This window comes from Levilactobacillus humaensis, assembly GCF_024345185.1.
Taxonomy (GTDB): domain Bacteria; phylum Bacillota; class Bacilli; order Lactobacillales; family Lactobacillaceae; genus Levilactobacillus; species Levilactobacillus humaensis.
The window spans coordinates 113,459-121,879 of the sequence record NZ_BROB01000003.1 but is presented as its reverse complement, the minus strand read 5'-3'; the positions used below and the strand labels follow the sequence as shown (position 1 = coordinate 121,879).

The window sequence follows — 8,421 nt, the reverse complement described above, 5'->3', positions numbered from 1 at the left end:
CGAGAAAGGTTCTAGACTACTGTACCCCTGAAGAAGTTTTATTTGATAAAGTGTTGCACTTGGTTTGACAATTCGTCCACCACAAAAACGCAGAAGACAATCCGCCCCTGCATGCAATGTCCGCCACCTCACATCAAGCCAAAGGTTTCTTTACATTGCGCTGACGATCCATACTTTTATCTAAACGGTTCAATAATATCTGTAATAAATTGCGTTCATCGGTTGACCAGTGTTCAAATACTTCATCCGAGAGCGCCTCAAACGCTGAATTAATGGTTGACGCCGTCTCAGTTCCCGCGGGCGTGATACTGTAGACCAACTGGCGTTTGTCACGACCAATGGCTTCCTTAGAGACCATTTCTTTGGCCACTAAACCCTTCAGTTGGCGACTGAGTGTCGATGTATCCAACCGGGTCTGTTGGGCAAGAATTTCTTGGGTGTTTTCACCACCGCCGATATGATCCAAGAGTTGCCACTCGGAAACGGTTAGGTGCTGTTGCTTGGTCATCCGTTGCAGTAACGTTTGCTGAACTTTGTTGATGGCCATAAGCGCCGCTAAACTGGATTTCATTTGCCCTCACTCCTTTGCTTGTATTGTACAACGATCTGGTTGCTAATCACAAGTCAATTTGATGACGTTTTTTACCCCCATCTACTAGGTTTCCGAGGAAAGTTCTTTGCACTTCGCTTAACCGCCCGGTATACTTTAAGTTGTGTCGTTTTATTGAACGCTTTATTCAAGACTCTTTAGATAGAAAGGTGTTGTTCTCCATGTCATTTGACGGATCCTTTACCCACGCAATGGTTCAGGAATTGGGTCAAGCCCTCACGACCGGTCGGGTAAGTAAGATTAACCAACCTTACGCCAACGAGGTCGTCCTCACCATCCGGGCTAACAGCCATAACTATCCGATTCTGTTATCGGCTAACCCCACCTATGCGCGGATTCAAGTCACGCAGATTCCTTACGTGAACCCGCCCGTACCCACTAACTTTACCATGATCTTGCGGAAATACTTGCAAGGGGCAATCCTCAAGAACATCACTCAGGTTGCCAACGACCGGGTCGTGCACCTGCAATTTACCTCCCGTAATGAATTAGGGGATCAACAAGATCTTCTCCTTATTATTGAAATCATGGCGCGTCACAGTAACGTCATCTTAGTCGACGGTGCCGAAGGCAAGATTCTTGATGCCATCAAACACGTGGGCTCCGATCAAAACCGCTATCGGTTACTCTTACCAGGGGCTCAGTATATCAACCCACCGAAGCAAGATCTCACCGATCCCTTCGATGGCCCTCGTCCGGATTTAGCCGATACGCTCCGCGACTTCCCTAATCAGGAAGTTCTCGCCCAAACCCTGCAGCACCAATACCAAGGACTTGGCAAGGATACAGTTGCCGCATTAGCCACCGCCCTTCACCAACCCGGCGACGTGGCCCAACACTTCCGCGACTTCTTCGCCACTTTCGACGCCCCACAGCCCACGTTAACCATTTCACCTAAGGGCAAGACCAGCTTCACGGCCTTCCCTTATCCAGCGGAAGGGGCAACCCAGCAGACTGCGGCCACGCTCAGTGAACTCCTGGATACCTACTATCAGGACAAGGCCGAACGCGACCGGGTTCAGCAACAAGGAAGCGTGCTGATTCGCGTCGTTCGTAACGAACTCAAGAAGAATCGTACCAAGTTAAAGAAACTCCAGCGCACCCTTGCCGATACCGAGAACGCTGACGAGTACCGTATCAAGGGAGAGATCCTGACAACCTATTTACACCAGGTCGAACGCGGTGAAACCTCGGTTTCGTTACCCAACTTCTACGATGACAACAAGCCGTTGAAGATTGCCCTCTCCAACCAGTTATCACCCAACCAAAATGCGCAAAAATACTTCAAACGCTATCAAAAGGCCAAGAATGCCGTCATCTATGTTAACGAACAGTTAAAAATCACACAAGCTAACGTCGATTACTTCGACAACATCATGGCTCAGATCGAATTGGCTGCCCCTAAAGATCTGGTGGACATCCGCCTCGAACTTCAACAAGGTGGCTATCTACGTGATCACGATCACCTGAAGAAGTCTAAGAAACAGCGGCGTCAAAAGGTCAGCAAACCTGATCGCTTCACGGCCAGCGATGGCACGAAGATCTCGGTTGGTAAAAATAACCTGCAAAACGATCAGCTCAGCCTTCACACGGCCAAGCGAACCGATATCTGGCTTCACGTGAAGGATATGCCGGGGTCCCACGTGATTATTCACGCGGATAATCCGAGTGAGGCCACGATTCTTGAGGCCGCTAACCTAGCCGCCTACTTCTCCAAGGGTCGCGAGTCGAGCAATGTGCCCGTGGATTACCTCCCAGTAAAACGACTCCACAAACCCAATGGGGCCAAGCCAGGATACGTGATCTTTACCGGTCAACGGACGGTCTACGTCACACCGGAAAGTTCTCTGGTTGAAAAGCTCGCAGATAACTAGATGTAATTGCTATATACAACTAGATTCAAGCAAAAAGCGTCCAGTCATTTCAATGTTGACTGGACGCTTTTTGCTATCTACAATTATCAAAATTAAAAAAGCGAGTCGCCAACTTCTGCCAACTCGCTCATATTTCTTCTTTTAAATGGTTCGATTGATGATCCGGTCCAGTTCCTCGGTATCACTCAGGTTTTGCAAGGACAAGGCCTCACTCGATCCAAATGCAATCGTGGCCCCGACCTCTTGATCGGTCGTCCCCGGCCGATTCAAGACATGCAACTGCCGAAATGGGAAGGCTGCATTCATCAAGGCGACCCGCGTACTGTTCAGGTCAATCTTAATCTCCCCGAGTTCCTCATCATCCAAGGTGCCAATATGCTGACGCGTCAGCATTCGTACCCAGTTGATCCCGGTGACCTTGCTCAAGAAGGCCATCTCGGTCAATCGGGTTGGTCGAACCCCCACCACCGTGAGGGCATCGCTCTTGTCTGACTTCGGGGCAAAGAGTACCTGCACCATCCCCGTGATCTGACGTTCACTCACGGCTTGCTTGGCCATCTCAACCAGGCGGACGCGATCGGCCTTAGGCAACTCGGCCGGCATCCGAAATGCCGTCACCTGCGCCAGGTCCTGATTCATCCCCGGGGCAATCATGTCCATCACCCCGGCCGCAATCTTATGTTGCTCGTGGACAAACAGGCTAACCCCAATCGTTGCGCGCTTAGGCTGGGGCTCCCCAGTCTCCTGATCGGGTGGCAACACATGCAAGTTTAAATCGAGCTTACCCAACTCACGCGTCAGGTAATGCCGGTTCCCGGGTACAATCACAATGTCCGGATGCTCCACCTGAATCACATTACGAATGTCCCCCAACTGAATGGGATCGACGTACTGTTTGTCGGAGAACTCCGGCGCCACGGCCACGGCATTCGGATTGGTATTCATCAGAATGGTATGGTAACCCGCGCGCTTGAGTTGCTTCAACATTTCGGTCGTGAAGTATTCGGCAGCGGAGTTAGGCCCCAGTTGGTTCCCACCCCGGCCGAGAACTAACGCCGTCCGATCGCCCAACGGTTGACTCTCGTTCTCAAATTCAAACGTGCTGTAATAACCGCTGGCCTCTTCGTCGAACTCACCTCCGGTTGGTTCAATCATCTTGTAGGTGGGGCGCACGTCCGCAGAGGCGGACAATTCACGAATGGCAGAGGTATCCGTTTGCCAGATCCGCGCAATCATCCCATCCCCAAAGCCGTAGTACCGGCCACACTTCAAGGTATCGACATCCATCGGGTGATCCATGATGCGTTTTTCAATCTGTAATAAATGCTGTAACTTCACGAAGTAGAAATTATCAATTTTCGTTAATTCGCTCAGTTCATCGGGATCGTATCCCCGACGCAGGGCTTCAATCAGGACTAGAATCCGATTAGCCAGTGGATGAATCAACTGACTAATCATTTCACCATCGGTTAAATTACTAACACTCGGCAACACGTCTCGCGGTGAGAACTGGGAACTTCTGACCGACTTCAACATGGCCTCTTCCACCGACCGACCAATGCCGACCGTGGATCCCACGGCCTTCATGGCGGTATTCAGATGTTGATCGGCATCGGGTACCTCTTGGAACGGCCAAATGGGAATCCGGACGCTCACGTGGTCAATTGTCGGTTCCATAATGGCCGTCTGCTTCACATAGCGACTAGGGAGTTTGATGTCCACTAGGCGTTGACCTAACATCAAGGGACCGGCAACCATCGCTACCGGATAACCGGTTGTCCGCGCCGCCAGAGCGACTCCACGGGTAAAGTAAGGCGCTAGCTTTGTGACGTAGAAGTGTTGGTTATCGGGATTGAGGGCAAAGTGAATATGCATGACCCCCACGACCCCGAGCTCTCGGGCAATATGGAAGGTCGCGTCCCGTAAATCCTGATATTCCCGGTCATTTAACGTTTGTGGTGGCGCAATCACAATTGAGTCCCCAGAGTGAATCCCCAAAGGATCGACGTTCTCGAGGCCGGAAATCAGAATCGTGGTATCCGCTGAATCTCGAATGGCCACCATTTCAACTTCCTTGTAGCCAACTACACTGCGCTCCAACGTACATTGGTCAAAGCGTGATTGTTGGAAGCCTTGGTTCAAGGCCACCAACATGTCGTCGACGTTATCACAAATCGTTCGGTTTGAATCAATTCGGGGTGCTACCGGCTTCACGATCAGGGGAAAGCCAATCGACTCGACCAATCCCAAGGCCTCATCCTCGGTGCCGACGACTTGGGCCTCAATGACCGGCTCCTGAATTTCCTTTAACGTGGCGTTGAGGGTTGCCGGGTTGTTAATCTGACGAACCGTGCTAGCCGGCATCCCCAGAATGGTAATGCCAAACCGACCGATATCCCCATTCTCAATCAACTCTTGGGTAATCCGAATGGCCAGCAGGCCGCCCAAACTTGGCAGAATGGCATCCGGCTGGTCACGTTCGATGATGTGGCGGACATTTGCCGTCGTCACCGCCTGAACATACATGTTTGTCGGCTGAATCTCCTCTAAAGCCACGGAGAAGGGATTGTTATCAATGATCATGGTCTTAATCCCATGACGTTTAAAACTCGTAATAATTTGCACGGTGGCGCTATCTAGCTCGGTCTCGTGACCAATCTCCGTCGGACCACTCCCAATGATCAAAACCTTTTGTAAGTCATCCAAGTTCTGCAAGTCTATCCCTCCCGTGCTGTCATTGCTTCCATAAATTCATCGAATAGGTCCCGACTCTCGTGGGGACCCGGGGCACCATCCGCGAAAAATTGAACGGAGAACGCCGGGAAGTCCCGGTGCCGCAGTCCTTGGACGGTGCCGTTGATCAGGTCAACGTAGGTGGTAATCAACCGGTTACGGTCAATCGACTTGGCCACCACCGCATAACCCTGACCCTGCGTCGCATAAATAATATCGTTGGTAATGATTCGGCGAATTGGATGGCTACTTCCGTGATATTCCACTGGAAGAGCCGCCAATGTCGCCCCATTGGCCAGAGCAAAGAGTTCGTGACCCAGTCCAATCGCAAAAAGCGGAATCTCGGCTTGGACCGTCCGAATCATCTCTAGCACCCCTTCACCGAGGTCTAAGGGTGACCCGGGACCCGTAGAGAGTAAGACCCCATCCGGATCCAGGTTCAAGACATCTTGAGCGCTTGCCGTCCAAGGCAACACGGTGACGTTACACCGCCGCTCGGACAATTGCCGTAAGATCCCGTGCTTCAGCCCAAAGTCGATAACGACCACGTTCTTCCCGGTATCCGGGTTGGGATACGGCTTGGGTGTCGCTACCTGATCGACCTGGCGATTGGTCAGGACGGTCGCGTTCAGTTGGTCAAAGGCGTGGGCGTCGGCAACGTCGACAATACTCCCTTTGACCGGCCCATCCATCTTTCGCAACTTGCGAATTAAGTGACGCGTGTCGATACCACTGATTCCTGGAATATTGTGCTGCTGCAAAAATTCATCCAGGGACAAACGGGAAAGACGATTGGTTGAGATATTGGTTACATCTCGCACCACCATCCCCTTAGCCGTGGGCAGAATCGATTCGTAACTATCGTGGTTAATACCGACGTTACCAATGGCGGGTTGCGAAAAGATAATGATCTGATTGTGATAAATCTGATCGGTAATCGTTTCCTGATAGCCAAGTAAATTTAAATTGGAAATGACTTCGCCGCTCGTCGTGGCGCCAGCACCAAAACCCTCACCGGCGTAGGCCGAGCCGTCTTCTAAAATTAAATAGCGTTTTGCCATGCTAAATCGGCCCCTTCGTCAGTTTATGCCTGTTGGATTTCTACGGCGTCACGGTCGTCAATTTCGCTGACAGAGACCTTGATCCGTTCTCGTTGTGAACTGGGAATATTTTTCCCGACGAAATCCGCTCTGATTGGGAGCTCCCGGTGACCTCTGTCGACCAGGACGGCCAAGTTAATGGACTGGGGGCGGCCAAGTGCCATAATGGCACTCATCGCGGCTCTGATAGTTCTACCGGTATAAAGCACGTCATCGACTAAGATGACCTTTTTCCCTGCTACAGAAAAGTCGATGCTCTCACCACTTACCTGGGGATCACCCTGTGCATCGTGGTCAATGTCATCGCGATACGGCGTCACATCGAGGTCACCCACCGGTACCGTGACATTTTCAAGCTGTTGCAAGCGACTGGCAATCCGCCGCGCCAAATAGACACCGCGCGTCTTAATTCCGAGAATGACCAAGTCATCCACGCCCTTGTTGCGTTCGATTATTTCGTATGTGATTCGGGTCAGGGCCCGTTGCATTGCCATTGCGTCCACAACTACCTTTGCCATCTTTATTTCCTCCTTAAAATTCCCCGGCGTCCGCCTATGTAGAAGGCGGGCGAGTCTCTTCGGCAATACTGGTGAAGAAACCCGCCCGCCGGAACACCGGTAAACCCGCTATTCTCGTACGTTTAGCATAAAAAAACTAGATTGGTTTGTCAACTGGCAAACCGGCCTGTAACCGCAGGTGCTTAACCGCTGCGGCGAAGTTATCTGGAACCGGTGCCGTGAAGACGAGTTGCTCGCCAGTCGTTGGCTGCTTGAAGCCCAGCTCTCTGGCATGTAAGAATTGGCCCGCACCCTTTAAGGTCTTCTTGGGACCGTATAAGGGATCGCCAGCAACGGGATGCTTGATGTAGGCCAAATGAACCCGAATCTGATGGGTCCGTCCCGTTTCCAAGCGACAGGCAATCAACGTGTAATTCCCATAGCGTTCCAAAACTCTAAAGTGCGTGACAGCGGGCCGACCATCGGCGACGACCGCCTGTTTCTTGCGGTCCTTGGGTGAACGCCCTAGTGGGGCACGAATGACCCCTTCTTCTTCTTTAAAGTTACCGTGAACAATCGCCACATATTCCCGCAGGTTGGTCTTAGCCTGGAGCTGTGCCGACAGACTCTGATGTGCGTGGTCGTTCTTGGCGACCATCAAGAGTCCCGAGGTATCCTTGTCAATTCGGTGAACGATTCCTGGTCGCAACGTGCCGTTAATACTGGAGAGTGGACTGTGATACAGGAGCGCGTTCACTAAGGTCTTGTCGGGATGACCCGGTGCAGGATGGACCACCATCCCCTGGGGCTTATTCACGACAATCACATCGTCATCCTCATAAACAATGTCTAGGGGAATATTTTCGGCAACGAGATCCAGCGGTTGTGGATCAGGTAGGCTAATGGTCACCGTGGCCCCGACCGCTGGCTTGTCCTTTGGTCGAGCATCCTGGCCGTCAACCTTAATCTGACCGGCTTCGATGGCACCCTTAGCCTGCGACCGTGAAATTGTCGGCACCGTCTCGGCAACTAATTTGTCTAGCCGGGCACTCGCCGTGACTTTAAATTCTTCATTTTGCATTACTGGGCCTCCCGGCGATCGGCGAGAAAAACCCCGACCGCAATTAGAATCACGCCAACCGTTAAGCAGCTGTCGGCGAAGTTAAAGATTGGAAAATTAATAAAGGTGAGTTGGAACATATCAACCACGTAACCATTCAGCAACCGGTCAATAAAGTTCCCGATCGTCCCGGCCATCATCAAGGCCAGCCCGAGTTCCTCCACCCAGTGTTCCCGCTGGTTGCGGTATTGCCAGAAGAAGAAGCCCATGATCCCTAGGGCAATCACGGCGATGACCGCAAAGAACCACATCTGCCCCTGCAAGATACTCCAGGCCGCCCCGTCATTACGCAGGTGCGTCAGAGACATGATCCCAGGGATAAAGGGCTTCTCACCACCTAACGCGATGTTTAAGACCACCGCGTGCTTGATCCACTGATCGATTCCGACCAGGACCACTATTAAAATAATATTGGCAATCAGCATAAGTTTATGAAACACCTTTCCTATAAGTCGTTGTTGAAAAGTATACCAGAAAACCGGCTGGT

Annotated in this window: 7 protein-coding genes; 1 reads left to right on the top strand and 6 read right to left on the bottom strand. The window is 51.6% G+C overall.

What is annotated here, in order from left to right; translation table 11 throughout:
• Positions 1 to 133: 133 nt before the first annotated feature.
• Positions 134 to 571 carry a MarR family winged helix-turn-helix transcriptional regulator gene (locus tag OCU14_RS01740; RefSeq protein ID WP_261809509.1) on the bottom strand — a complete coding sequence of 146 codons (438 nt, stop codon included), beginning with the start codon at positions 569 to 571 and terminating at the stop codon, positions 134 to 136.
• Positions 572 to 771: 200 nt separating this feature from the next.
• Between OCU14_RS01740 and OCU14_RS01735 the strand changes: the two genes are divergently transcribed.
• A complete protein-coding gene (locus OCU14_RS01735; protein ID WP_261809508.1) occupies positions 772 to 2,484 on the top strand; it encodes an NFACT RNA binding domain-containing protein in 1,713 nt (570 codons plus the stop codon).
• A gap of 141 nt (positions 2,485 to 2,625) precedes the next feature.
• On the opposite strand, the gene OCU14_RS01730 is transcribed toward OCU14_RS01735, so the two are convergent.
• The 5 genes from OCU14_RS01730 to lspA all read right to left on the bottom strand — a co-directional run bounded on the left by OCU14_RS01730 (position 2,626) and on the right by lspA (position 8,359).
• On the bottom strand, positions 2,626 to 5,199 hold the full coding sequence (locus tag OCU14_RS01730) for a carbamoyl phosphate synthase preATP-grasp domain-containing protein (protein ID WP_261809507.1): 2,574 nt from the start codon (positions 5,197 to 5,199) through the stop codon (positions 2,626 to 2,628).
• Positions 5,200 to 5,201: 2 nt separating this feature from the next.
• Positions 5,202 to 6,278, bottom strand: a complete 1,077-nt coding sequence (locus tag OCU14_RS01725) for a carbamoyl phosphate synthase small subunit (protein WP_057878500.1) — start codon at positions 6,276 to 6,278, stop codon at positions 5,202 to 5,204.
• A 23-nt stretch (positions 6,279 to 6,301) separates the two neighbouring features.
• On the bottom strand, positions 6,302 to 6,835 hold the full coding sequence (gene pyrR, locus OCU14_RS01720; RefSeq protein WP_261809506.1) for a bifunctional pyr operon transcriptional regulator/uracil phosphoribosyltransferase PyrR: 534 nt from the start codon (positions 6,833 to 6,835) through the stop codon (positions 6,302 to 6,304).
• Between the two features lie 136 nt (positions 6,836 to 6,971).
• Positions 6,972 to 7,895: an RluA family pseudouridine synthase gene (locus OCU14_RS01715; RefSeq protein ID WP_261809505.1), complete on the bottom strand. Its 924-nt coding sequence runs from the start codon at positions 7,893 to 7,895 to the stop codon at positions 6,972 to 6,974.
• Complete coding sequence (lspA, locus tag OCU14_RS01710) at positions 7,895 to 8,359, bottom strand: signal peptidase II (RefSeq protein ID WP_057878497.1); 465 nt, start codon at positions 8,357 to 8,359, stop codon at positions 7,895 to 7,897. Before lspA ends, OCU14_RS01715 begins: the two co-directional genes overlap by 1 nt.
• Positions 8,360 to 8,421: the final 62 nt, after the last annotated feature.

Coding starts and splice junctions, on each gene's coding strand:
- pyrR (WP_261809506.1), bottom strand. CDS start 6,835: ATGGCAAAGGTAGTTGTGGACGCAATGGCAATGCAACGGGCCCTGACC.
- lspA (WP_057878497.1), bottom strand. CDS start 8,359: ATGCTGATTGCCAATATTATTTTAATAGTGGTCCTGGTCGGAATCGAT.
- OCU14_RS01725 (WP_057878500.1), bottom strand. CDS start 6,278: ATGGCAAAACGCTATTTAATTTTAGAAGACGGCTCGGCCTACGCCGGT.
- OCU14_RS01740 (WP_261809509.1), bottom strand. CDS start 571: ATGAAATCCAGTTTAGCGGCGCTTATGGCCATCAACAAAGTTCAGCAA.
- OCU14_RS01715 (WP_261809505.1), bottom strand. CDS start 7,895: ATGCAAAATGAAGAATTTAAAGTCACGGCGAGTGCCCGGCTAGACAAA.
- OCU14_RS01735 (WP_261809508.1), top strand. CDS start 772: ATGTCATTTGACGGATCCTTTACCCACGCAATGGTTCAGGAATTGGGT.